This window comes from Streptomyces sp. NPDC002602 (genome assembly GCF_042889445.1).
Lineage (GTDB): Bacteria > Actinomycetota > Actinomycetes > Streptomycetales > Streptomycetaceae > Streptomyces.
The window spans coordinates 1,120,815-1,144,895 of sequence record NZ_JBIAQX010000001.1 but is presented as its reverse complement, the minus strand read 5'-3'; the positions used below and the strand labels follow the sequence as shown (position 1 = coordinate 1,144,895).

At 72.5% G+C, this 24,081-nt stretch carries 20 protein-coding genes, 1 tRNA gene and 1 riboswitch; of the genes, 11 read left to right on the top strand and 10 right to left on the bottom strand.

Annotated features, from left to right (window positions below):
* Positions 1-158: 158 nt before the first annotated feature.
* Both ACFYW3_RS04685 and ACFYW3_RS04680 read left to right on the top strand, forming a co-directional pair.
* On the top strand, positions 159-2,909 hold the full coding sequence (locus ACFYW3_RS04685) for an alpha/beta fold hydrolase (protein ID WP_389385526.1): 2,751 nt from the start codon (positions 159-161) through the stop codon (positions 2,907-2,909).
* Positions 2,906-3,799 (top strand): ABC transporter permease, encoded by an 894-nt coding sequence (locus tag ACFYW3_RS04680; protein WP_389385525.1) that lies wholly within the window; start codon positions 2,906-2,908, stop codon positions 3,797-3,799. The genes ACFYW3_RS04685 and ACFYW3_RS04680 overlap by 4 nt, the downstream gene beginning before the upstream one ends.
* A 195-nt stretch (positions 3,800-3,994) precedes the next feature.
* Here ACFYW3_RS04680 and ACFYW3_RS04675 read toward each other — a convergent pair whose 3' ends face one another.
* Positions 3,995-4,963, bottom strand: coding sequence for a D-2-hydroxyacid dehydrogenase family protein (locus ACFYW3_RS04675; protein WP_351756779.1), 969 nt, complete (start codon positions 4,961-4,963; stop codon positions 3,995-3,997).
* Positions 4,960-5,916 (bottom strand): aldo/keto reductase, encoded by a 957-nt coding sequence (locus tag ACFYW3_RS04670; protein ID WP_389385524.1) that lies wholly within the window; start codon positions 5,914-5,916, stop codon positions 4,960-4,962. The genes ACFYW3_RS04675 and ACFYW3_RS04670 overlap by 4 nt, the downstream gene beginning before the upstream one ends.
* Positions 5,917-6,050: 134 nt before the next feature.
* On the opposite strand from ACFYW3_RS04670, the gene ACFYW3_RS04665 reads away from it, so the two are divergent.
* Positions 6,051-7,694 carry a N,N-dimethylformamidase beta subunit family domain-containing protein gene (locus ACFYW3_RS04665; RefSeq protein WP_351756785.1) on the top strand — a complete coding sequence of 548 codons (1,644 nt, stop codon included), beginning with the start codon at positions 6,051-6,053 and terminating at the stop codon, positions 7,692-7,694.
* Positions 7,695-7,909: 215 nt separating this feature from the next.
* Positions 7,910-8,299, top strand: a complete 390-nt coding sequence (locus ACFYW3_RS04660; RefSeq protein WP_389385523.1) for a VOC family protein — start codon at positions 7,910-7,912, stop codon at positions 8,297-8,299.
* Positions 8,300-8,412: 113 nt separating this feature from the next.
* Here ACFYW3_RS04660 and ACFYW3_RS04655 read toward each other — a convergent pair whose 3' ends face one another.
* The 3 genes from ACFYW3_RS04655 to ACFYW3_RS04645 are packed head-to-tail and all read right to left on the bottom strand — an operon-like array spanning position 8,413 to position 11,230.
* The gene (locus ACFYW3_RS04655) at positions 8,413-9,216 is read right to left on the bottom strand and encodes an ABC transporter ATP-binding protein (RefSeq protein WP_389385522.1); all 804 of its coding nucleotides are present in this window, start codon (positions 9,214-9,216) and stop codon (positions 8,413-8,415) included.
* A complete protein-coding gene (locus ACFYW3_RS04650) occupies positions 9,213-10,238 on the bottom strand; it encodes a FecCD family ABC transporter permease (RefSeq protein ID WP_389385521.1) in 1,026 nt (341 codons plus the stop codon). The genes ACFYW3_RS04655 and ACFYW3_RS04650 overlap by 4 nt, the downstream gene beginning before the upstream one ends.
* On the bottom strand, positions 10,235-11,230 hold the full coding sequence (locus ACFYW3_RS04645) for an ABC transporter substrate-binding protein (RefSeq protein WP_389385520.1): 996 nt from the start codon (positions 11,228-11,230) through the stop codon (positions 10,235-10,237). The genes ACFYW3_RS04650 and ACFYW3_RS04645 overlap by 4 nt, the downstream gene beginning before the upstream one ends.
* Before the next feature lie 55 nt (positions 11,231-11,285).
* A riboswitch (cobalamin riboswitch) is annotated at positions 11,286-11,364 on the bottom strand.
* Between the two features lie 105 nt (positions 11,365-11,469).
* Between ACFYW3_RS04645 and ACFYW3_RS04640 the strand changes: the two genes are divergently transcribed.
* Both ACFYW3_RS04640 and ACFYW3_RS04635 read left to right on the top strand, forming a co-directional pair.
* A complete protein-coding gene (locus ACFYW3_RS04640) occupies positions 11,470-11,913 on the top strand; it encodes a hypothetical protein (protein ID WP_389385519.1) in 444 nt (147 codons plus the stop codon).
* A 267-nt stretch (positions 11,914-12,180) separates the two neighbouring features.
* Positions 12,181-12,966: a tRNA(His) guanylyltransferase Thg1 family protein gene (locus ACFYW3_RS04635; protein ID WP_389385518.1), complete on the top strand. Its 786-nt coding sequence runs from the start codon at positions 12,181-12,183 to the stop codon at positions 12,964-12,966.
* 273 nt (positions 12,967-13,239) lie between these two features.
* Here the strand turns inward: ACFYW3_RS04635 and ACFYW3_RS04630 are convergent.
* Positions 13,240-13,313 (bottom strand) — tRNA-Trp (locus tag ACFYW3_RS04630).
* Between the two features lie 416 nt (positions 13,314-13,729).
* On the opposite strand from ACFYW3_RS04630, the gene ACFYW3_RS04625 reads away from it, so the two are divergent.
* Complete coding sequence (locus ACFYW3_RS04625) at positions 13,730-15,286, top strand: GMC oxidoreductase (protein WP_389385628.1); 1,557 nt, start codon at positions 13,730-13,732, stop codon at positions 15,284-15,286.
* Between the two features lie 58 nt (positions 15,287-15,344).
* Here ACFYW3_RS04625 and ACFYW3_RS04620 read toward each other — a convergent pair whose 3' ends face one another.
* Positions 15,345-15,824 (bottom strand): carboxymuconolactone decarboxylase family protein, encoded by a 480-nt coding sequence (locus ACFYW3_RS04620; protein ID WP_351756808.1) that lies wholly within the window; start codon positions 15,822-15,824, stop codon positions 15,345-15,347.
* Positions 15,821-16,900, bottom strand: a complete 1,080-nt coding sequence (locus tag ACFYW3_RS04615) for a dihydrodipicolinate reductase (protein ID WP_389385517.1) — start codon at positions 16,898-16,900, stop codon at positions 15,821-15,823. Before ACFYW3_RS04615 ends, ACFYW3_RS04620 begins: the two co-directional genes overlap by 4 nt.
* A 183-nt stretch (positions 16,901-17,083) precedes the next feature.
* Between ACFYW3_RS04615 and ACFYW3_RS04610 the strand changes: the two genes are divergently transcribed.
* On the top strand, positions 17,084-18,412 hold the full coding sequence (locus tag ACFYW3_RS04610) for a glycoside hydrolase family 18 protein (protein ID WP_389385516.1): 1,329 nt from the start codon (positions 17,084-17,086) through the stop codon (positions 18,410-18,412).
* A gap of 168 nt (positions 18,413-18,580) precedes the next feature.
* Positions 18,581-19,465, top strand: coding sequence for an aldo/keto reductase (locus ACFYW3_RS04605; protein WP_351761038.1), 885 nt, complete (start codon positions 18,581-18,583; stop codon positions 19,463-19,465).
* 28 nt (positions 19,466-19,493) lie between these two features.
* On the opposite strand, the gene ACFYW3_RS04600 is transcribed toward ACFYW3_RS04605, so the two are convergent.
* Together ACFYW3_RS04600 and ACFYW3_RS04595 are read right to left on the bottom strand one after the other, a co-directional pair.
* Positions 19,494-20,528 carry a PfkB family carbohydrate kinase gene (locus tag ACFYW3_RS04600; protein ID WP_389385515.1) on the bottom strand — a complete coding sequence of 345 codons (1,035 nt, stop codon included), beginning with the start codon at positions 20,526-20,528 and terminating at the stop codon, positions 19,494-19,496.
* The gene (locus ACFYW3_RS04595; RefSeq protein WP_389385514.1) at positions 20,498-21,136 is read right to left on the bottom strand and encodes a bifunctional 4-hydroxy-2-oxoglutarate aldolase/2-dehydro-3-deoxy-phosphogluconate aldolase; all 639 of its coding nucleotides are present in this window, start codon (positions 21,134-21,136) and stop codon (positions 20,498-20,500) included. The genes ACFYW3_RS04600 and ACFYW3_RS04595 overlap by 31 nt, the downstream gene beginning before the upstream one ends.
* 86 nt (positions 21,137-21,222) lie before the next feature.
* Between ACFYW3_RS04595 and ACFYW3_RS04590 the strand changes: the two genes are divergently transcribed.
* Both ACFYW3_RS04590 and ACFYW3_RS04585 read left to right on the top strand, forming a co-directional pair.
* Positions 21,223-22,014 carry an IclR family transcriptional regulator gene (locus tag ACFYW3_RS04590; RefSeq protein ID WP_389385513.1) on the top strand — a complete coding sequence of 264 codons (792 nt, stop codon included), beginning with the start codon at positions 21,223-21,225 and terminating at the stop codon, positions 22,012-22,014.
* 151 nt (positions 22,015-22,165) lie between these two features.
* Positions 22,166-23,986 carry a sigma-70 family RNA polymerase sigma factor gene (locus tag ACFYW3_RS04585; protein WP_389385512.1) on the top strand — a complete coding sequence of 607 codons (1,821 nt, stop codon included), beginning with the start codon at positions 22,166-22,168 and terminating at the stop codon, positions 23,984-23,986.
* Positions 23,987-24,081: the final 95 nt, after the last annotated feature.

Genomic DNA, 24,081 nt, shown 5'->3' with positions numbered 1-24,081 from the left:
ATCAGCCGCACGGATCAGCCGCACGGATCGGCCGGGCACGACGGGCCCGCGTGTACGGCAGGCGCGGTACGGGGGGCCGCCCGGGTAGTCCTCGAGAAGGTGCCGGGCTCACCCTGCGGGCTCTCCGGCGACGGCTCCGGGACGTCTAGGCTTCCTGTATGAAGCTCCGACTGCCCCGGCGCCGCCGGGACCGCCTGTTGGCCGGCGGCGCCGCGCTGGTCGTCCTGGCGGGGGCCGGTACGTTGACGGCCACCGCCGCGGCGTCCGACCCGCCCGGCGTGCGACGCCAGGACCACGTATTGCAGATGCCCGACGCCGGGATCGACATCTCGTACTTCACGGCCGGCGAGGGCGGGGAGGCGACGCGGAAACGGCCCGCCGTGCTGCTCGGCCACGGCTTCGGCGGCAGCAAGGACGACGTCCGCGCGCAGGCGGAACGGCTGGCCCGGGACGGGTACGCGGTCCTGACCTGGTCGGCGCGCGGCTTCGGCCGCTCGGGCGGCCGGATCGGGCTGAACGATCCCGCGCTGGAGGGCAAGGACGTCTCCCGGCTCGTCGACTGGCTCGCGACCCGGCCCGAGGTGCGCCTCGACGCGGCCGGCGATCCGCGCGTGGGCGTGGCCGGGGCCTCGTACGGCGGTGCGGCGGCGCTCCTCGCGGCCGGGTACGACCACCGGGTGGACGCCATCGCCCCGCAGATCACGTACTGGAACCTCGCCGACTCCCTCTTCCCGAACGACGTGTTCAAGAAGCTGTGGACCGGCATCTTCTTCACCACAGGCGCCGCCGGCGGCGGTACGACCGGTGGGGGTGCGGCGGGCGGCGGCGCGGCCGCGCTCCGACCGTCGGCTCGGGCCGCCGACCCCGTGGCCGCGCCCGGCTGCGGACGGTTCCAACCGGAGCTGTGCGCGATGTACGAGCGGGTCGCGGTCGCCGGGAAGCCCGACGCCGAGGCCCGCGAGCTGCTGGCCGGACGCAGCCCCTCGGCGGTGGGCGACAAGATCAAGGTGCCCACCCTGATCGTGCAGGGGCAGGACGACTCGCTCTTCCCGCTGGACCAGGCCGACGCCATGGCCAAGGCCATCGCGGCGAACGGCGCGCCCGTGTCCGTGGACTGGGCGAGCGGCGGCCACGACGGCGGGATGCGCGAGTCCGGCCGTGTCGAGGCTCGGGTGACGGCCTGGTTCGACCGCTACCTCAAGGACGACGAACAGGTGGACACCGGTCCCGTGTTCCGGGTCTCGCGCACCGGCGGGATCGATTCCACGGACGGGACCGTGCAGGTGCGCGGCGCGAGTGACGACCGCTATCCCGGACTCACCTCGACGCCCCGGGAGTTCGCGCTCACCGGCCGCGAGCAGACCTTCGCCAATCCGGCGGGCGGCACCCCGCCGTCGCTGTCCTCGCTGCCCGGGATCGGCGGACAACTCGCCGCCTTCGGGGCCGGGATCTCGCTGGACTTCCCGGGGCAGAACGCCCGCTTCGAATCGCGGCCGATGACCGAGGAGGTGCGGATCACCGGCACCCCGACCGTCACCCTGAACGTGAGGTCGACGGCTACCGACGGTTCGGCCGTGTTGTTCGGCAAGGTGTACGACGTCGGGCCCGACGGACGCGGGCAGGTGTTGCCCGGCCAACTGGTCGCCCCGGTCCGGGTCACGGACGCCGGACAGGGGCGCACCGTCCAGGTGCGACTGCCGGCCGTCGACCACGCCGTCGAGGCCGGCCACCGGCTGCGCCTCGTGGTGGCGGCCACCGATCTCGGGTACGCGTCGCCCGCCGCGCCCGCCACGTACACCGTCTCGGCGCGGGGCCCGCTGTCGGTGCCCGTCGTCCCGGGGGTGCGCACCGCGGCGGCGAGCATGCCCAACTGGACGTGGGGGTTGCCCCTGGGCGCCCTGGCCCTGGCCGCGGGGCTGTTGGGGATCCGGCGCAACGGCAGGGGCCGCGCCGGGGAACGGTCCGGAGCGACACCGCCCGATCCCGCGTTGGCCGAGGTGCCTCTGGAGATCACCGGGCTGACGAAGCGCTACGCGAAGGCCCGGGACCGCTATGCCGTCCGGGACCTGTCGTTCCGGGTGGAGAAGGGTCAGGTGCTGGGTCTGCTCGGCCCCAACGGCGCGGGCAAGACCACCACCCTGCGGATGCTGATGGGGCTGATCTCGCCGGACGCCGGTGAGATCAGGGTGTTCGGGCACGCGGTACGGGCCGGGTCTCCGGTGCTGTCGCGGGTCGGCGCCTTCGTGGAGGGCGCGGGCTTCCTCCCGCACCTGACGGGCCGGGCGAACCTGGAGCTGTACTGGCAGGCCACGGGCCGCCCCGCGGCGGACTCCCACATGGCGGAGGCCCTGGAGATCGCCGGACTCGGCGACGCGCTGGAACGCGCCGTGCGGACCTACTCCCAGGGCATGCGGCAGCGGCTCGCCATCGCGCAGGCCATGCTCGGCATGCCGGACCTGCTGATCCTCGACGAGCCGACGAACGGCCTGGACCCGCCACAGATCCGGGAGATGCGTGACGTGATGATCCGGTACGCGGCGGCCGGGCGGACGGTCATCGTCTCCAGCCACCTGCTCTCCGAGGTGGAGCAGTCGTGCACGCACCTGGTCGTCATGGACCGCGGCCGGCTCGTTCAGGCGGGCGAGGTCGCGGCGATCACCGGCGGCGGGGACACCCTGCTGGTGACCCTGGCCGGGTCGGTGGACGAACCCCTCGTCGAGAAGGTGGCGGCGCTGGAGGGGGTCGGTTCGGTGGTGACCGCCGACGACGGGCTGCTCGTACGGCTGGAAGGCGCGACGGCCGCCGAGCTGATCGCGGAACTCGTACGGCTGGAGGTGCCGGTCTCCGCGGTGGGACCGCACCGTCGGCTGGAGGACGCGTTCCTCACCCTGATCGGAGGTTCGGCGTGAGTGCCGTGACAGAGGTGGCCGGGACAGAGGTGGCCGGCTCCGAGGTGGCCGACGGCTACCGCGCGGGCCGTACGCTGCCGCTGCGCGTGGAGGCGCTGCGCCAGTGGCGCCGGCGGCGGACGCTGGTGATGGGCGGGATCCTCGCGGCACTGCCCTTCATCATGATCATCGCTTTCGCGGTGGGCGGGACGCCGGACGAACGGGGCGGCGGCAACGGTCGGATCACCCTGATCGACACGGCGACGGCCTCGGGCGCGAACTTCGCGGCCACCTGCCTGTTCGTGTCGGCCGGCTTCCTCCTGGTGGTGCCGGTCGCGCTGTTCTGCGGGGACACCGTCGCCTCGGAGGCGAGTTGGTCCTCGCTCCGCTACCTGCTGGCCTCGCCGGTGCCCCGGGCCCGGTTGCTGTGGAGCAAGCTGGTGGTGGCCCTCGGGTTCAGTCTCGCGGCGATGGTGCTGTTGCCGGTGGTGGCGTTGGCGGCGGGCACGGTCGCGTACGGCTGGGGGCCGCTGAAGCTGCCCACCGGCGGGACGTTGGCGGCCGGTGACACGCTGCCGAGGCTGGCGATCGCCGTCGCCTTCGTCTTCGTGTCGCAGCTGGTCACGGCCGGGCTGGCGTTCTGGCTGTCGACGCGCACGGACGCGCCGCTCGGCGCGGTGGGCGGCGCGGTCGGGCTGACCATCGTCGGGAACGTCCTGGACGCGGTGACCGCGCTCGGCTCGTGGCGCGAGTTCCTGCCCGCGCACTGGCAGTTCGCGTGGGCGGACGCCCTCCAGCCGCATCTGGAGTGGGGCGGGATGATCAAGGGCACGGTGGTGTCGGTGTCGTACGCGGTGGTGCTGTTCGCCCTCGCGTTCCGGGGCTTCTCCCGCAAGGACATCGTGTCCTGAGCCCGCCGCCGTCGGGGCGGACCGGCGGACCGAACGGCCGGGGCGGGCCCGCGAGGAGCGGGCCCGCCCCGGCCGTTCGCACGTGAGCGCACCGGCGGACAGGTGCCGGCCCCGGGCGGCCGAACGCGACGTCGACGCCGGGATCCGATCGACGCCGGGATCCGGTCGATGCCGGGATCCGGTCGATGCCGGGGCCTACCCGAGCACTCGGACGGGCGCGCCGTCGAGGTACGCGCGGATGTCCTCGACGGCCTCGCCGTAGTACTTCGCGTAGTTGTCCCGCGTGACGTAGCCCAGGTGGGGCGTGGCCAACAGGTTCGGCGCCGTGCGCACGGGGTGGTCCCGCGGCAGCGGTTCGATGTCGAAGACGTCGAGACCGGCGCCCGCGATCCGCCCCTCGCGCAGGGCCTCGATCAGCGCGTCCTGGTCGACGATGGCCGCCCGCGAGGTGTTGACGAGGTACGCGGACGGGCGCATCAGTGCCAGTTCCGGCGCCCCGATCAGGCCGCGGGTGCGGTCGCCCAGCGCGAGGTGGACGGACACGAAGTCGCTCTCCGCGAGGAGTTCCTCCCGGGACGCGGCCAGGGTCACCCCCACCTCGTCGGCGCGTTCCCTCGTGAGGTTCCGGCTCCAGGCCGTGACCTCCATGCCGAAGGCGAGGCCGATCCGGGCCACCCGGCCGCCGATCTTGCCGAGGCCGAGCAGGCCGAGCCGGCGCCCGTGCAGGTCGGCGCCGAGGGTCTGCTGCCAGGGTCCTCCGGTGCGCAGGGCGGTGCTCTCGGGGACGATGCCGCGGGCCAGGCCCAGCAGCAGGGCCCAGGTGAGTTCGACGGGCGGGGTGGAGGAACTGCCCGTGCCGCACACGGTCACGCCGCCCCGCGCGGCGGCGGCGTGGTCGATGACCGAGTTCCTCATGCCGCTCGCGACGAGCAGGGCGAGGCGGGGCAGCCGATCGAGCAACGAGGCGGGGAAACGGACGCGTTCGCGCAGGGTGACGACGATGTCGAAGTCGGCCAGGCGCGCCGCGAGCCGGTCCTCGTCGTCCAGGTGGTCCCGGAAGGTGACCACCTCCACCCGGTCCGCGATCGGTGACCAGTCGGCGGAGGCGATCGCCACGTTCTGGTGGTCGTCGAGAACGGCGCAGCGGAGCGCGGCGAAGGTCACCGCGCACCCGTGCCGGTGGCGCCGACGGCGTCGATCTCGGCGAGCAGCGCGGCCTCCAGGGGCCGGTCGGCGACGGCGGCGTTGGCCCGTACCTGTTCGGCGGAGGTGGCGCCGGCGATCACGGAGGCGCAGCCCGGCTGGGCGCAGAGCCATCCGATGGCGAGTTCCAGGACCGTGCGGTCGTACTTCTCGGCGAGGGCGGCCAGCGCCTCGACGGTGTCCAGGCGCTCGTCGGTGAGGTAGCCGTCCCGGCCTTCCAGGCGTGAACCGGGCGGGACGGGCGCGCCGCGTCGGATCTTGCCGGTGAGCAGGCCGTTGGCCAGGGGGAAGTACGGGAGCACGCCGACGCCGTGGTGCAGGGCGGCCGGGACGAGTTCCCGTTCGGCGGACCGCTGGAGCAGCGACCACTCGTTCTGCGCCGACACGAAGGGCGCGGCGCCGATCTCCCGGGCGACGTGCGCGGCTTCGGTGAGCTGCCAACCGCTGAGGTTGGAGTGCCCGATGTAGCGGACCTTGCCCTCGGTGACGAGTTCGGTGAGCGCGGCGAGGGTTTCGGCGATGGGGACGTCCGGGTCGGGACTGTGCAACTGGTAGAGGTCGATGTGGTCGGTCTCCAGCCGGCGCAGGGACTCCTCGACGGCGCGGCGGATGTAGGCGCGGCCACCGCGGGACCCGGCCGCGGGCCCGTAGCCCATGTCGACGCCGTCGTAGCCGAACTTGGTGGCCAGCACGACCTGGTCGCGGCGGCCCTTGAGGGCCTGGCCGAGGTGGCTCTCGGAGCCGCCCTGGCCTCCGTAGATGTCCGCGGTGTCGAGGAGGGTGATGCCCGCGTCGAGGGCGGCGTCGACGACGGCGCGGGTGGCGCGGGCGTCGAGGCGGCCGCCGAAGTTGTTGCAGCCGAGGCCGACCGCGGAGACCCGCAGACCTGAACTGCCCAGGGAGACGTGACGCATGGATCCTTCTCCACTCTCGCGATTGCACGTGATCCACAGGAAGTTACCCCAGGCCCGCCACGATCCGTGTGGCGGACCCGGGTCGGTCCAACCCGACCGAAGGAGGGGGTAGAGCGTGACATAACGTGCCCCTCATGGATGAGGAGCAGAGCGCCGGGGGAACCGGTTCCGCGGGCAGGCGGCGGTTCATCGCCATCGCGGCGACGGGCGCGGCCACGGCCGTCGGGATCGGTGCCGCCGCCGGTTGCTCGGGCGGTGGCGGGGACGCGAAGGGGGCCGGTGCGGGCGGGGATCCGAAGTCGGGAGGCTCCCCGTCGGGGTCGCCGAACGCGTCGGACCCGTCTGCCGGGTCCGGGTCCCGGGTGTTCGACGTCAAGGCCGAGAACGCCCGCCCCGGGAACGCCGACTGGCAGGTGATCAAGGCGGGATCCGCCCGCGCCATCGAGGGTTTCGCCGACCGGGTCAGCGTCCTTCCGGGTGAGTCGTTCGGGCTGCACGTGTCCACCGCGGCGCCCCGGTTCACGGTCTCCGCGTACCGCATCGGGTGGTACGGCGGCGCGCGGGCCCGGCTGGTGTGGCGGTCGCAGGCGCTGCCCGGAGTCCGGCAGCCCGAGCACACGGTGGACGCGGGAACCAGGATGGTCCGCACCCGGTGGTCCCGTACCACCACGGTCGACACCGCCGGCTGGCCGGAGGGTTGCTACCTGCTCCGGCTCGACGCGCAGGGCGCCGAGGGGCAGCGTTTCGTCCCGCTCACCGTCCGCTCGGCGGCCACGAAGGGGCGGACCGTCATCGTGAACGCGGTGGCGACCTGGCAGGCGTACAACAGGTGGGGCGGCCACGGCAGCTACGACGGGCCCACCGGCGGCTACGCCTCGCGTTCGCTCGCCGTGACCTTCGACCGGCCGTACGAGTACGACGACGGGGCGGGCCTGTTCCTGGTGTACGAGGCGCCGCTGATCGCCCTCGCCGAGCGGCTCGGCATTCCGCTCGCGTACACGACGACCACCGACGTGGCGCGGGAGAAGCGACTGTTGGAGGGGGCGGCCGCCGTGCTCTCACTGGGACACGACGAGTACTGGTCCCCGGAGCAGCGGGCCCACGTCACCGCGGCCAGGGACGCCGGCACCAACATCGCGATACTCGGCGCGAACTGCTGCTACCGCCGGATCCGCCTGGAGCCGTCGGACCTGGGGCCGGACCGGACGGTGGTCTGTTACAAGTCGTCCTACGCCCAGGACCCGGGGTTCAAACGGGGTCACCCCGCGACGGTCGACTTCCGCTCGGCTCCCGCCGCCGACCCGGAGAGTTCCCTGCTCGGTGTCATCTACGACGGCTACCCGGTGGACGCCCCCTATGTGGTGACGCGGCCCGGGCACTGGCTGTTCGAGGGCACGGGGGTGAAGGCCGGTGACGGGTTCGCGCACCTGGTCGGGGTCGAGTACGACAAGGTGAACACCGGCTTCCCGACACCCCGCCCGATCGAGATCATCGCCCACTCCCCCGTGGTCTGCGAGGGCAGGCCCAGCCATCAGGACACGGCGTACCACACCGTGGAGAGCGGCGCCGGGGTGTTCGCGACGGGGACGATGCGCTGGGTCGAGGCGCTCGACGCGAAGGGCGACGGACGCGGTGGCGGCAACCACGGTCTGGACGCGCGCAGCGGGGCGCTGACCACACGGGTGACGGAGAACCTGCTGCGGGTCTTCGCGGCGGGCCCGGCGGGTCGAACACATCCCGCGCGGGACAACGTCGATGCGGTGTACGGGCGTTCCTGATGAGGGCGCCGACAATGTCGCCGGCACTTCGTGCACCGGCACCGGTGCACGAAGTGCCGGCACCGGCACCCCGCTCCGCGGCGCCTCATTCGACCGAATACCGATGGACCCGGCCCGATCGGTGTGCTTAGGCTCGTGCGGACGGCATCGCGTGTCGGTCACCGACCGGGTGAGGCATGGAGGCGCCGTGACATGCCTTTCGGAGGCATCCACCCATGTCAGTAGAGCTGAACCACACGATCGTCCACAGCCGTGACAACCGGCGGTCCGCCGAGTACCTCGCCGACATCCTCGGTCTGGAGGTCGGGGCCGAGTGGGGACCCTTCATCCCCGTCGAGACCGGAAACGGGGTCACCCTGGACTTCGCGACCGCCGCCCCCGGCGAGTCCATCACCCCCCAGCACTACGCGTTCCTCGTCTCCCAGGACGTGTTCGACGCGGCCTACGAGAAGATCAAGGCGGCGGGAACCGAGTACTACGCGGATCCGCACCGCAAGCACCCGGGCGAGATCAACCACAACGACGGGGGCAGCGGCGTCTACTTCCCCGACCCGTCCGGCCACTGGTTGGAACTGATCACCCGCCCGTACGGCTTCCAGGGCTGAGCCCGGTCGGGCAGGCGGGTCGGGTCGGTGGGGTCGGGTCACACCCGTCTCCCCCGACCCGCCTCGTCCGATCGGCGCGCCTTGCCTCAGCGACAGCCGAGCGACCTGCCGTGCTACGTCCGGGGCGCGTCCGGCGGCAGGTACACGATGCTCGGGCCGCCCGTCGTGGGGTGCGGGCCGACCCGGGTCCGTACGCCGTACACCTGCGACAGCAGTTCCTCGGTGAGCACCTCGCCGGGGGGTCCCGAGGCGACCACCCGGCCGGCCGCCAGCACGTACAGCCGGTCGCAGAACGACGCGGCCAGGTTGAGGTCGTGCAGGACCAGCAGGGCGGTCGCCGGCAGGGCGCGGACCAGCGTCAGGATCTCCAGTTGGTAGCGGATGTCGAGGTGATTGGTGGGCTCGTCGAGGGCCAGCAGGCCGGGGTCCTGTACGAGCGCGCGGGCCACCAGGGCGCGTTGGCGTTCGCCGCCGGAGAGTTCCTCGAACCGGCGGGCGGCGAAGCCGGCCGCTCCGACGGTCTCCAGGGCCTCGGCGACGCGTCGGGCGTCGTCGGGGCCGTCCTGCTCCCAGAACCGCTTGTGGGGGCTGCGGCCCATGGCGACGACCTCGCGGACCGTCAACCCGAAGGTTCCGGCGACGTCCTGTGGCACCACCGCCACCCGTCGGGCCCGGTCCTTGACGCCCATGGACCCCGCGTCGGCGCCGTCCAGCAGCACCCGGCCGGAGGTGGGCCGCAGGGTGCCGTAGACGCAGCGCAGCAGTGTGGTCTTGCCGCTGCCGTTGGGTCCGACCACGCCGACGGTCTCGCCGGGTCGGGCGGTGAGGTCGACTCCGTGCAGCAGGGTCCGGCCGTCGATCTCGTGGCCCACGTCCTCGACGGCGAGATCCACCGGGCGTCCTGTCGACGGGTTCATCCGGTCACCCCTTCGGTCCGGGTGGACCTGCGGAGCATCCACAGGAAGAACGGGCCGCCGACCAGCGCGGTGACCACGCCGACCGGTATCTCCTCGGGCGCCGCGGCGGTCCGCGCGACCAGGTCCGCCAGGGTCAGGAACACGGCCCCGCCCAGCGCGGCCACCGGCAGCAGCGCCCGGTGTCCGGCGCCCACCACCATGCGGGCGGCGTGCGGGACCATCAGGCCGACGAAGCCGATGGCGCCGCTGTAGGCGACCAGCACACCGATGACGAGGGAGACGAGGACGAAGACCGCCGCCCGGAACCGCGCCGTGTCGAGGCCGAGGGTGTGCGCGCCCTCCTCCCCCGCGAGCAGCAGGTCCAGGGGGCGTGCGAGGGCGATCAGCAGGCCGGTACCGAGGAGCAGCGCGGTCGAGGGCAGGGCCAACTCGTCCCAGCGTGCCCCGCCGAGACCGCCGAGAGTCCAGAAGAGGACGGTACGGAGCTGCTCGGGGTGCGCGGCCAGGACCAGGACCAGGCTGGTGAGGGCGGACAGGACGTACTGGACGGCGACCCCGGCCAGGATCAGCCGACCGGTGGTCATGGTGCCGCCGCGCCGGGCCATCGCGTAGACGGCGACGAGCGCGCCCATGGATCCCGCGAACGCGGCGACGGGTACCGCCGCCCCGCCCGCGAAGTCGAGGACCCCGGCGCCGAGGACGATGACCAGTACGGCTCCCGCCGACGCGCCGGAGGAGGCACCGAGCAGGAAGGGGTCGGCGAGTTGGTTGCGCACGAGGGCCTGCAGCACGGTTCCGGCCACGGCGAGCCCGGCGCCGACGACCGCGCCGAGCAGGAGTCGGGGCATCCGTACGTCCCACACGATGGCACCGGCGGCGCCGGCCCCGGGTCCGGCGAGGAGGACGTCGATCACCTGGCCGGGGGCCATGCGTACCGCGCCCAGCGCGAGGCCCGCGACGGCGGAGACCACCAGGGCGGCGGCGAGCAGGACGAGGACGACCGGGGTACGGCGCGGGCTCACGCGGCGTCGGGGTGCAGTTGGCGCCCCAGGGACTCGGTGGCGTCGGCGACGCGCACGCCGAGGACGGCCGTGGACAGCGGGAGCACCACGAACCGCTTGTTCTTGATCGCGGGAACCTGCGCGAGAGCCGGGTCGTTCAACAGGCGCTGCTTCTTGGCCTCGACCGTGGTGCCCGCGTAGTCGTAGATCAGGATGACCTCGGGCTTGCGTTCGATGACCTTCTCCCAGGACACGTCGCCGAAGGTGTCGTCGAGGTCGGCGAACACGTTCGTCCCGCCGGCCAGGGAGACGATCTCGTTGCCGATGCCGGTGCCCCCCGAGGTCGAGGCGGAGGCCTCGCCCGAGTCGTAGGCGAAGACGGCCGGCCTGGGCTTGTCCTTGACCCGTGCGGTGACGGCGGCGATGCGCCGCTGCTGATCCTCGATCAGCGCCGCACCGCGCTCCGGTACGCCGAAGGTGCGTGCCACTTCGGTGATCTCGGTCTTGAGCTGCTCCAGTCCCACCGGGCCGGTGCCGCAGTACTCCACGTTGAGGCGGGAGTTGATGCCTGACGCGGCCAGTGCCCCGCGGTCGCGTCCCTGCGCCTTGTCGAAGGCGCTGGAATAGCCGCCGTACACGAAGTCGGGGTTGGCGTTGAGGAGGACCTCCTTGGAGGGGTACTCCTTGGCCAGCACCTTGATCCGGTCGTAGGCGGGTCGGTAGGCGGGCAGGATCGCGTCGTCCAGGTAGGCGGTGCCGACGATCCTCTGCTCCAGTCCCAGCGCCAGCATGATCTCGGTGGCGTGCTGGTTCATGGTGACCGCGCGACGGGGCGGGGCCTGGTAGGTGGTGCCGACACCACAGTTGGTGACGGTGTACGGGAACCCGGGCGTCTTCCCGGAGGCCGTGTCCGGCCCCGCGCCCTTCCCGTCCGGCGAACCCCCGCAGGCGGCCAGGGGCGCCAGCAGCGCGAGGGGTATGAGGGAGCGCAGAACGGTGCGCGAGCGCGACATGGCGAAGCCTCTCCGGGGGATCCGCGTCCCCGGTCGAAGTGAAGAGGCGGTGCGTCAGTGTCTGACTCCCGGATCCCGCGGACGGGTTCCGGTCACAGTGGCGGGACCGCACCGGATTCGCACCGGTTTCCTGTCCTGCACCGCCTGGGAGAACCTTGCCCAGTCTGCCAGACGCCCGGCGGCGGGCCGGCCCGCGAGAACCCCGCACCCGACGTCCCCACACGGGCTACCCTCCGCAGATGGAGCGCGCGGAAATCATGAAGCGAGTCATCGGGATCCTGACGGAGTCCCAGGAGATCCGCAGGTCTCACGAGGCCGGCGGCGAAGCCGGTCCCCTCTCGGAGCCGGGCGTCGTCACCCTGTTGTTGAGCGAGATGATGCCGCACTTCAGCGTGCCGGCCGACGCTACTCCCCTCCAGGTGGGTCGCATCGTCGGGGAGACGCTGGCTCCCGCCATGCACACGATCGTCGGAGCCTTCGCCGCGGCGTTCAACTCGCTGGCGGCCGTCCACGACTCCGGTCGGACCGACGTCACCTCGATGGACGTCCTGCGCGAGCTGGCGCTGCGCGTCGAGGCGGGAGCCCACGACCACGGTCTCGACCACGACCGGCCGGACGACAACGGCCCCGACGACGGCCGCGACCAGGGGCTCGACGAGGGTGGCCCCGACGTCGTCCGGTAGGGCTTTGGCCGGAAAGGTGTGCCGGGTCGCGGTGTCGGGTCATCCGGAACTCCCCTTGTCATATGCCTACCCGCGCCCGCGTACCCGGGCATACGGTGTGCTCCCGGACCATCCCGGGCGCGCGTCCCTCCCGCCCTCCCCACGGGAGGGCCGCCGCGCGCCCGTGCGTACGAGGGCCCGGCCACTGAGCCCGCCATCCCGACCGTCGTACTCCGGATCCGTGAGTCCGTGCATGCCAGACTGGGGCAACACGGACGAAGGGACGACATGGCGGACGGCACGGCATTGGGCGATCGGATGAAGCGGTACGAGGCGGTGCACCGGGCGGTCCTGCCGCGTCGCACCTACACATTGCTCCGGGTCGACGGCCGCGCGTTCCGCACCTACATACGGGGAGCGACCCGCCCCTTCGACCAGGCCTTCATGGCCGACATGGACGCGGTCGCCGAGGCATTGTGCGCGGAGATCGCCGGAGCCCGGTTCTCGTACACGCAGTCCGACGAGATCAGCGTCCTGTACACCGACTTCGACAGCGCGGGCACCGAGCCGTGGTTCGGCGGTGTGGTGGCGAAACAGTTGTCCGTCGCGGCCTCGCTGGCCACGGCGGTGCTCAACGAGCGCCGGCCGGGCCGACGGGCCCTGTTCGACGCCCGCCTGTTCACCCTCTCGGATCGCGTCGAGGTCGCCAACTACTTCCGGTGGCGACAGCGGGACGCCGTGCGCAACAGCATCGGCATGGCGGCGCAGACCCACTTCCCCCACGAGCGGCTGCACGGCGTGTCGTCCGGCGGCATGAGGCAGTTGCTGCGGTCGGAGGCCGGGGTGAACTGGAACGACTACCCCGACGGCTGCAAGCGGGGGCGGATCGCGGTACGCAGGAGCGGTGAACGGGAGACGACGTACGTGGACCCGCGCACCGGGGCGGAGCACCTGACCGCGACCATCCGCTCCTGGTGGGAAACCGTGCCCGCTCCGCACTTCACCACCGACGTCGACGGTTGGCCGGTCGGCACGATCCCGGCGTTGCCGAGCTTCGGCGACCGTCCCTCCTGACCGTTGCCCGCTCTCACGCCCGGCCGTTGTCAGTGGTCGGCCCTAGGCTGACCTGACACATTCGAGCGATTGACCGCGGGCTGCGGTGCTACTCGGATGCCGCCCGTCGGACCCCCCGGGGACAGCGACCGACGGGCGGACCCATGTCCGTCCCACATCGGGAGAACGCGTGCCTCCGCGGCCGCGCCGGGGACGTCGTGAGCCCCGCCGGAGTTCCGGCGGGGCTCACGACGTCCTCCCGGCACGCGAGGGTCATCCCTCCGTGCGGACGTGCAGGGGCGGCAGGACTTGAACCTGCAGCCTACGGTTTTGGAGACCGTTGCTCTGGCCAGTTGAGCTACGCCCCTTCGGCAGGACCAACCTTGACACGGCGCGGCCGGAGAGGGCCATCGAATTAGGTGGTCGACCGCGCGGTGACGATCGGCGCGCGTCGCGTCCACGTACGGGCGTCCACGCGCGGCCGGCGTCCACGGACCGGCGGCGTCCAAGGACGGGCGGCGTCCACGTACCGGCGCCCCCGGACGCGCGCGCCGGCCCTGTCCGTCGACCGCCTGGCGCCCGAACCGTGGGGCCACCGATGCGGAACCAGCCACAAATTACCTCGGCGTATGTAGTGACTTACCACGCAGGCGACAGTAGAACTTGTTCTCACTCCGTCGAGAGTGAGGAACGTCACGTGAACGACAAGTCCCTGCACAGCAAGGTTGCCAAGGGCGTCTCGCGGCGCGGTTTCATCGCTGGAACTGGTTCCATTCTGGGAGCCATGACCCTCTCGGTCAACGCCGTTCCGGCCCATGCGAAAGCCGCCACCGCGGCAGCGCCCATCGACAACGGGGCTCATGTCCCGGCCCTCGTCATCGGCACCGGGTACGGCGGCTCCGTCGCCGCGCTGCGCCTCGCCCAGGCCGGTGTCGACGTACACATGATCGAGATGGGCATGGCCTGGGACACCCCGGGTCCGGACGGGAAGATCTTCTGCAACACGCTGAACCCGGACAAGCGTTCGTACTGGTTGCGCACCCGGACGAAGGCGCCGCTGAACTACTTCCTCGGCTTCCCCATCGACAAGGACATCCCGAAGTACACCGGCATCCTGGACGCCGAGGACTTCGCGGGGATCACCGTCTACCAGGGTCGCGGTGTCGGCGGCGGTTCGCTCGTCAACGGCGGCATGGCCGTCACGCCGAAACGGGAGAACTTCAGCGCGATCCTGCCCACGGTCAACGCCGACGAGATGTACGACACCTACTACCCGCGCGCCAACTCCGGCCTCGGGGTGGGTCTCATCGACCCGGCCTGGTTCGACACGGTGAGCTGCTACCAGTTCGCCCGCGTGGGTCGCAAGCACGCGCAGCGCTCCAACTTCCCCTTCGTCTTCGTGCCGGACGTGTACGACTGGGACTACATGAAGCGGGAGGCGGCCGGCACGGCCACCAAGTCGGCGTTGGACGGCGAGATCCTCTACGGCAACAACAACGGCAAGAAGTCGCTCCAGCAGACCTACCTCGCGGCCGCCAGGGCGACCGGGAGGGTCAGCATCTCGCCGCTGCACAAGGTCACCACGGTCACCCCCACGACCGGCGGCGGCTACACGGTGGTCATCGAGCAGCTCAACACGACCGGTGACGCAGTGGCCACCAAGACCGTCACGGCCGACAAGGTGTTCTTCGCGGCCGGCAGCGTCGGCACGAGCAAGCTGCTCGTCCGGTTGAAGGCGACGGGCGCGCTGCCCGACTTGAACGGCGAGATCGGCAAGGGTTGGGGGGACAACGGCAACGTCATGTGCGGGCGGGCCAACCACATGTGGGACCCCACGGGAAAGCTCCAGGCGACGATTCCCTGCGGTGGCATCGACAACTGGAACGCGGGCGGGGCCTTCGCCGAGGTGGCGCCGCTGCCGACCGGGATCGAGACGTACGCGTCGTTCTACCTGTCCATCACCAAGAACCCCCACCGCGCCGAGTTCACCTGGAACGCGGCGACGGGGAAGGTCGACCTGAACTGGCAGACGGCCTGGAAGCAGCCGGCCATCGACATGGCCAAGACCATCTTCGACAGGATCAACTCGAAGGAGGGGACGATCTACCGGACCGATCTCTTCGGGACGTACAAGATCTGGGGCGACCACCTCACCTACCACCCGCTCGGCGGCGCGATCCTGGACAAGGCCACCGACAACCACGGCCGGCTGCACGGGTACTCGGGCCTGTACGTGATCGACGGGGCCCTGATCCCCGGCAACGTCAGCGTCAATCCGTTCGTCACCATCACGGCGCTCGCGGAACGGAACATAGAGCGGATCATCGCGACCGACCTGTAGCGATGACGACGACCGGGACCCGGGGCCGATCGGATCCTCCGACCGGCCCCGGACCATGTCAACTCCCCGGCAGCATGCAGACGCTGTCGAGGCCGAGCACGTGATTGAGTCGGCCGAAGGCCAGCCAGGAGCCGATGCTCATGCTCAGCTCCACGATCTCGACCTGGCTGTAGAGCGCGGTCATCCGCTCCCAGAACTCCTCGTCGAGGCCGTGGTGGTCCAGCGCGTACCGCTCGGCGTACTCGGCGGCGATCCGTGTGCGGTCGTCGAAGGCCTTGGTGGTCCGCCACTCGGTGACCGCGTCCGCGAACTCGTCCTCGACCTTCTCCCCGTCGCGGTCGGTGCGCCAGTCGAGGCAGAAGACGCACCCGTTGATCTGCGCGACGCGCAGCCGGGCGGCCTCGAACTCGCGCAGACCCAGGGTGGTGTGGGCGTACACGGACAGGGAGAAGTTCGCCGCCGCCATCCCGATGCCGGGGACCATGTCGCCCCAGACGTACTCGATGGGGTGTTGGCCCTCGGGGATGTCGATTCTCATGGCTGCTTCCTTCCGAGTTTGCCGACTGCGGGTCGCAGCGGGACGTCGAGCGCGTCGTAGATTCCCGGTTCGGCGGCCACGAGCCAGTCGATGGCGCCCACCAGTCGGCCGACCGCGGTGGCGTTGCCACCGGCGGAACGGTTCTCGCCCTCGTCGGTGGCCTCGATGGTGACCTCGATGCGGGGGCGGCCCTCGATGATCACCCGGTGGGCGCCGGCCCCGTCGGGGGGCGTCGGCCAGTCGGGGGCGCAGGAGGGGTGGATGCGGGTGACGTGTTCGATGACGATGCGGGGTTCGCCCTCGACGATGCCCTGGACCTCGAACCGGATGGCGCCCTGGGTGCCGGCCTCGAACTCGCCCATGGTGCGGGTGGTCACCGTGGTGTCGAGGGCGCGGCGCTCGGAGGTCTCGCGGATCTCGTCGAGTTCGACGCCCAGGGCCCGGGCCATCAGCCGGATCTGCCCGCCCCACACCATGGTGGGGACGGAGGGCATCAGCATCATCGGTTCGTGGTCCATCGGCTGTCCCATGCCGACCAGGAGGCGGACCGAGTCCGGTTGGTCGTAGGTGGAGTAGTCGAAGATCTCCTGGCAGCGGATCGCGTCCACGGTCGTGCCGAGGCCGCTGATCAGGAGGGGGAGGACGTCGTTGCCCCAGCCCGGGTCGACGCCGGAGGCGAACAGTGAGCCGCCGCCCTCGGATATCGCGGCCGACACCGGGTCGATGAACTCGGGTGGGGCGTTGCGGGGGTCGTAGAGCGGGTACAGGGCGGGGCTGACGACCGCCGCTCCGGCGGTGATCGCCCGGGTGATGTCGGCGAGGGCGTCGTCGGGTCGGATGTCGCCGGAGGCCGCGTAGACGAGGGCCGCGGGCCGGTCGGCCAGCACCGCGTCGATGTCGTCGGTCGCGGAGACCCCCAACACCCTGTCGAGTCCGGCCAGTTCGCCGGCGTCGCGGCCGACCTTCGCCGGGTCGTGGACGATCACTGCCGTGAGTGCGAGCGCCGGGTGGGCCTCGACGGCGCGGATCGCCGCGCGGCCGACGTTGCCGGTACCCCAGACCACCGTGGGAATCATGCGCGGAGGGTAGCGACGGCGCGCGAAGGTGCCCAGTGTCGTGAAGGATGTTTTTCGGACGGCCCGGTGACGGCGGAGAACCCGAGGTGGACGCCCCCTTGACCGAGATGGTCCAGACCAATAGTTTCCGAGGTGCACAGCACAGCGCACGCGAATCCGCTCCCGCATCCGCAAAGGAAGCCCATGCGCTTCAGCACGCTCGGCAGGCTGACCGTCGCCGCCTGCTCCCTCTCCCTGCTGGCCGCCTTCGCGCCGTCCGCCGCCGCGCAGGCCGATGGCGGCGGTCACGACCGCTCGTACCGGAAAGTCGGGTACTTCACCCAATGGGGCGTCTACGGGCGGGACTTCCAGGTCCAGGACCTGGAGGCCAACGGCACGGCCGGCAAGCTCACCCACATCAACTACGCCTTCGGCAACATCAGCCCCGAGGGCAAGTGCTTCACGGGCAACGTCCCCGGTGAGGCCGACGCGTGGGCCGACTACGCGCGCCCGCTCGACGCCGCGAACTCCGTCGACGGGGTGGCCGACGACGACCGCCAGCCCCTGGCCGGCAACTTCAACCAACTGCGCGAGCTGAAGGCCAGGCACCCGGGACTCAAGGTGCTGATCTCCCTGGGCGGTTGGAGCTGGTCGACGAACTTCTCGGACGCCGCTCTCACCCCCGCCTCGCGCGAGGCGCTCGTCCGGTCCTGCATCGACCTCTACATCAAGGGGAACCTGCCGCAGGACGGCGTCCGAGGCGGTCAGGGCGCGGCCGCCGGGGTCTTCGACGGGATCGACCTCGACTGGGAGTGGCCCGGCTCGGCCGGTGACACGGACACGAAGTACCGGCCGCAGGACAAGCGCAACTTCACCGAGCTGGTCAAGGAGTTCCGCACGCAGCTCGACGCGTACGGCCGGGAGCGGAAACAGAAGCGGACGTACGAGCTGACGGCCTTCGTCCCGACCGCGCCCGCCAAGATCGACGCGGGCTTCGACGTTCCCCGGATCATGCGCGACCTCGACTTCGTCACCCTCCAGGGCTACGACTTCCACGTGTCGGGCGAGAAGAACACCGCCCAGCAGTCCGCGCTGTACGCGCGGGACGACTTCAGCGTGGACGGCACCGTGGACGCCTGGCTGCGCCGCAGCGCGCCGGCCCGGAAGCTCGTGATGGGCATGCCGTTCTACGGGCAGGGCTGGACCGGCGTCAGCGGTGGCGGGGACGGCATGGGGCAGCCCGCGACGGGCCCCGCGCCGGCCGCCTGGGCGGCGGGGTACGCGGACTACAAGGAGCTGCGGCGGCTGGCCGACTCGGGGACGTACGAGCTCCACCGCGACCGACGCGGCGGCCACGCCTGGCTGTTCGACGGCACCACCCTGTGGACGTACGACGACCCGCAGGTGCTGCGCACCAAGACCCGGTACGTACGGGCCAACGGCCTGGGCGGCGCGATGTTCTGGTCGCTGGACGCGGACACCGCCGACGGCGAGCTGATCACGGCCGTCGACCGGGGTCTGCGCGGCCGCTGATCCCCGCGCTGACGGACCCCTCCTGACCGGCGCCGCCGGGCCGCGAACATCGACCCGGCCCGGCGGCGCCTCCATGCGCGGGGCGGCCGGCGCGGCCCGGGCCCGCGGTGCGCCGGGAGCAGCGCACCGCAGGCGGGAGGCCCGCGGGGGGATGTGCGAGAGTGCCGCATGACCTCTGAAACGATCAATGCCGCCGCGGCCGGGACCTGGCGGCTGGGCGATCTGACCGTCAACCGGATCGGCTTCGGCGCGATGCGCCTCACCCACCTCGCCGACGGTTCCCCGAGCGACCGCGACCGGGTCACGGGGGTGCTCCGCAAGGCAGTGGAGCTCGGGGTGAACCACATCGACACCGCGGCCTTCTACTTCTCCCCGCTGCGTTCCGCGAACGAGCTCATCAACCGGGCGCTCGCCCCGTACGGCGACGAACTCGTCATCACCACCAAGGTGGGCCCCGGCCGCGACGTCGCCGGGAACTGGTGGTGGGCGGAGCCCGACCAGTTGCGCGGCCAGGTCGAGGAGAACCTGCGCCAGTTGGGCCGCGACCACCTCGACGTGGTCAATCTCCGCGTGCCCCGGCGCGAGAGCACCGGTTCGATCGCCGAGCACTTCGGGGCCCTCGCCGAACTCCGCACGGCCGGGTTGATCCGTCACCTCGGGATCTCCAACGCGCGCCCCGACCACCTCGCGCAGGCGCGGGCCATCGCGCCCGTGGTCTGCGTACAGAACCCGTACGGGATCGGCTCCCCGGCCGAGGACCACGCCTTCCTCGACGCGTGCGGCGAGCAGGGCGTGGCCTTCGTGCCCTTCTTCGCGATCGCCGGCGCGGGCCGGGAGGCGGGGGTCGTGGAGACCGACGGGCCGCGGGTGCGCGCGCTCGCCGCGGAGCACGGGGTGTCCACGGCCCAGCTCCGCCTGGCCTGGACGCTGAGCCGGGGCGCCCACGTGCTGGCGATCCCGGGTACCGGTAACCCGGATCACCTGGTCGAGAACGTCGCCGTGGGGTCGCTGCGGCTGTCGCCGGCGGAGATCGCCCTGCTCGAGGCACCGTAGCGGGCTTCCGCGACCGGCCGCCCGGGGTTCACCGGCGGTGGGTCGGGGCGAGCCCCCTCCCCCGGTGGGCCGCGGCCAGGGCCGCCGTCTCGGCGAAGGTCGGAACGCGGCCGGTGCCGCCGCGGCCGGACACGGACAGGGAGGCGGCGGCCAGGCCGTAGGACACGGCGTCCGCGAGGGTGTCGCCCAGCGCGAGCCGGGCGGTGACGGTACCGGTGAAGCAGTCGCCCGCGCCGGTCGCGTCGACGGCGGCGGCATTGACGGGCACCGGGTGGAACACGGCCCCCGACCCGTCGTCCAGCAGCAGCCGGTCGGCGCCCGCGGTGACGGCGACGGCTCGGGCACCGAGTGCGCGGTAGCGGGCCGCCGCGAGGAGCGGTTCGTCGGTGTCCACCAGCGCGAGCGCGTCGGCCGGGCAGGAGGTCTTGAGCAGCCCGGTCAGCGGGGCGATCAGGGCCAGCAGGGAGCGCGCCGCGTCCCGACCGGTCAGACGGGGGCGGTGGTTGGGGTCGTACGAGAGGTGTCCGCCGGCCTCGTGCACGATCCGGGCGGCGGCCACCACCGCCGCCCGGCTGCTCGGTGACAGGGCGCCGGTGATACCACTGGTGATCAGGGTCGGGGAGCCGGTCAGCAGCCCCCGCCAGGAGGCGACGTGCCGGGGCGAGAGGGTGGAGCCGGCGCTGCCGGTGCGCCAGTAGACGAACTCCCGGTCGCCCTCGGTGTCCGCGGAGAGCAGGTAGGCGCCGTTGGGGCGCGGGGCGCGACGCACGTGGGAGACGTCCACGCCGAGGGCGGTGGCGCGGGCCAGCAGGGGCACGCTCAGCTCGTCCTCGCCGACCACGGCCAGCAGCGCGGTCCGGGCTCCGGCGGCGGCCGCCGCGGCGGCCGCGTTGAGTGCGTCGCCCGAGTAGGAGAGGCGGGCCGGGGTTCCGTCGGCGGCCTCCCGCAGGGCGGCGTCGGCGTGGATCTCGACGAGGACCTCGCCGAGGACGAGTACGTCGTGACTCGCGGGGTGCGGCCGTCCGGGCACGGTCAGCGCTCCGGGGTGCAGCGCGGGCAGCACGGCAGGGCCAGTTCGGCGAAGACGGCGGCCAGTTCGTCGGGGTCGGCCGGCAGCCCGTCGCCGATGCCGACGGCGCCGGCCCCGGCGGCGAGCCAGTCGCGCACCTCGTCCGGCCGGATGCCGCCGGTCGCGATGAGCAGTGCCTCGGGGAGGACGGCCTTGAGGGAGCGGATGAACCGGGGGCCGCCCACGTGGGCGGGGAAGACCTTCGCGGCGCCCGCGGCCCGGGCGGCTCCGGCTATCTCGCCGGGGGTGAATCCGCCTTCGATGAAGACCGCCGGGCGCAGGCGGGCGAACTCGCGGACCTCGGGGGCCGGGTAGGGGGAGATCAGGAACGCGGCGCCGGCGTCGAGGGCCTGTTCGGCCTGGGCGGTGGTGGTGACGGTGCCGACGCCGATCAGCGCGGAGCGGCCGCCGGCGTCGGCGAGCGGCGCGGTCCGGGCCACGGCTTCGGCCCAACCGGGGGTGGAGGTGGTGAGTTCCACGGCGCGGCAGCCCGCGGCGAGGAGGGTGGTGGTCCGACGGACGGCCTCGTCGGCGTCGGCGTCGCGCAGCACCGGCAGCAGGCGCTGCGCCGCCATCACCGCGTAGGGATGACAGGTCGACAAGGAACCCCCAGTTGTTCCGCGTAGTGGAACGCCGTATCGTGTACCGGCACTTGCTGTTTCGAACCTTACCCACGTCGGGAGACCTCGTGTCAACGGATGCAGCACCTGGAGCCGACGGCGGCGCGCGCGGCGGGCGGGCCTCGGCGGCGGGTTCCGCGTTGGAGAAGTCGCTGCGGATCCTGGAGGCGGTGGCCGCCCCGGGCGGCCCGCACCGGCTGGCCGACCTGACGATCGCGGCGGCCGTGCCCAAGTCGAGCACCTTCCGGATCCTGGCCTCGCTGATCGAGCAGGGCTTCGTACGCGCCGAGGAGGGAAGCCGCTACGGCGTGGGACCTCGGCTGCGGGGGCTGTCGGCGCTGGTCGGCGGTGGGGAGCCGGCGAGCGTCGAGGAGATCCTGCGGGAGCTCCGGCGGGCCACGGGCCAAACGGTGCATCTCGCCCTGCGCAGCGGGGAGACGATCACCTACATCCGCAAGCTGGAGAGCGACCAGCCCTTCCGGACGGCGTCCCGGGTGGGCACGCGGATGCCGTTGCACACCACGGCGATCGGCAAGAGCGTTCTGGCCGCTCTGCCGCCCGGGGAGGTGCGGGAGCTGATCGCCACGACCGGCCTGCCGGGCCGCACTCCCCGGACGCTGACCACCGAGCGGGCGCTGCTGGCGGAGTTGGACGTCGTCCGCGCCCGGGGTTTCGCCGTGGACGACGAGGAGAACGAGCCGACCATCCGCTGCGTCGGTGCGGCGATCGAGGGCCCGGACGGTCGCCCGATCGGCGGGGTCTCGGTCACCACCGTCACCTTCCTCGTCTCCCGCGAGGAGATCGAGGCGTACGCGCCCGCCCTGCGCGCGGCCACGGCGGCGCTGGCCCCGCTGCTGTGAGGGCCGCGTTCGACCCCCGCCCGAGTGGCCGATGACACGGCCGCGGGGGTGGCGGCGGAATCTTCTTCCGGATAAGTGTTATCGGGGCCCCTCTCGACGGTCTCCCAGGTATTGGGCATCATCGACCGCCGGTACGGACAGGGAACATCACATGAGTACAGAGCACACGGCAGCGCTGGTGGCAGCGGCCCGCGCGGGCGATCCCCGCGCGCAGGACGAGCTCGTCGGCACCTGGTTGCCGCTCGTCTACAACATCGTCGGCCGGGCCCTGAACGGGTCCTGTGACGTGGACGACGTGGTGCAGGACACCATGCTGCGGGCGCTGGACGGGCTGGGCGGTCTGCGTACGGACGACAGCTTCCGGTCCTGGCTGGTCGCGATCGCGATGAACCGGATACGGGCCCACTGGGCGGCTCGGCAGAGCGGCCCGGGCGAGAGCGGCCTGGACGCCGCCTGGGACGTCGCGGACCCCGGCGCCGACTTCGTGGACCTGACCGTCGTACGGCTCAACCTGGAGGGGCAGCGCCGGGAGACGGCCCGGGCGACGCGCTGGTTGGAGCCCGACGACCGGGCGTTGCTGTCGTTGTGGTGGCTGGAGTGCGCCGGTGAACTGACGCGCGGCGAGATGGCGTCCGCCCTGGAACTCTCCCCCCAGCACACGGCGGTCCGGGTCCAACGGATGAAGGCCCAGTTGGAATCGGCCCGCGTGGTCGAGCGGGCGCTGGACGCCCAACCTCCGTGCGAGGGACTGCGGACGCTCGCGGCGGGCTGGGACGGGCTCCCCTCGACACTGTGGCGCAAGCGAATAGCCCGGCACGCGCGGGAGTGCGTGCGCTGTTCCGGACTGTGGAGCGGCCTGATGCCGGCGGAGGGCCTGTTGGCCGGGCTGGCACTGGTGCCGGTCGGTGCGGCGCTGCTGGCCGGCGTCCGGTCGGCCGCGGCCGGCGCGGGCGGCATGACCCCGGTGGGCGCGGCCTTCGCCGGCTCCGGCTCCGGCTCCGGATCCGCGTACGACGCGGGCACCCCGTACGGCTCGGGTACCGCGTACGGCTCGGGAGCGCCGTACGGCTCGGGAGCCTCGCCCGATGCGGGTGCCCCGTTCGCCGACGCGGCGACGCAGTTGTCCCCGGTGGTGTCCGGCCCGGGTCGCGCGGCCCGCCGCAAGGCGGCCGAACAGGGCGAGGGCGCCGATGGACACGGCACCGACGCCGCCGGCCGCGGCGCCTTGCGCAGGCGGCGCCAGAACCGCCGCCGGGCCATCGGCGGCGCGGTCATCGCGGCGTGCGTCGCGGGCGGCGGCCTGGTGTACCTCGGCTCGCTCCCCGGCTCCGGCGAACCCGAGGCCACCGGCAGCGCCCCCGCGTCCCCGCTGGCGGCCCTCTCCGCACCCGACGCGAGCACGGCCATCCCGTCGACCTCCGTCTCCCCCTCCGCCTCGCCCTCTCCGTCCGCCAGCGCCTCCGCCTCGCCCTCCGCCTCGCCCTCCGCATCGCCGTCGCCGAGCCAGACCCCGAAGCCGAAGCCGACCCCGAAGCGGACCAAGAGCGACCCGCCGGCCCCGCGCCCGCCCGCGCCGGCGCCCGCCCCGCCGCAGGGTGTGGCCGGCCAGGTGGTGGCGCTGGTCAACTCCGAGCGTTCGAAGGCAGGTTGCGGGCCACTCAAGGAGGACTCGCAACTGCGGTCGGCCGCCCAGGGGCACTCGGACGACATGGCCCGGCGTGACTTCTTCGCGCACACCAACCCCGACGGGGCCGACCCGGGCAAGCGGACCACCGCCGCCGGCTACGACTGGTCGACGTACGGGGAGAACATCGCGAGGGGGCAGCAGTCGGCCCAGTCCGTGATGGACTCCTGGATGAAGAGCCCGGGCCACCGCGCCAACATCCTCAACTGCTCCTTCAAGGACATCGGCGTGGGCATACACAACGGCTCCGGCGGCCCCTGGTGGACGCAGAACTTCGGAGCCCGCTGAGCGACACCGGACGCGGGGGCCGACGTGCGTCGAGAGCGTCCGAACGGCCCCCCGGCGCGCGCCACCCCATGACCCGTCCGCCGCTCGCGACCACG